We start from the raw sequence: 329 nt of genomic DNA on the forward strand, positions 1-329 counted from the left end.
ATCAGGTAACATTAAATCGTACCCCAAACCGACACAGGTGGTCAGGTAGAGAATACCAAGGCGCTTGAGAGAACTCGGGTGAAGGAACTAGGCAAAATGGTGCCGTAACTTCGGGAGAAGGCACGCTGGCATGTAGGTGAAGTCCCTTGCGGATGGAGCTGAAGCCAGTCGAAGATACCAGCTGGCTGCAACTGTTTAATAAAAACACAGCACTGTGCAAACACGAAAGTGGACGTATACGGTGTGACGCCTGCCCGGTGCTGGAAGGTTAATTGATGGGGTCAGCCGCAAGGCGAAGCTCTTGATCGAAGCCCCAGTAAACGGCGGCC

The 329-nt window shown here is 52.9% G+C and carries 1 rRNA gene; it reads left to right on the forward strand.

From position 1 onward, the window contains the following. Window positions 1–329: ribosomal RNA gene (locus ACJ8QI_RS25460) — 23S ribosomal RNA — on the forward strand; the annotation flags it as partial.

This window comes from Serratia sp. CY84636 (genome assembly GCF_052166245.1).
GTDB lineage: Bacteria > Pseudomonadota > Gammaproteobacteria > Enterobacterales > Enterobacteriaceae > Serratia > Serratia nevei.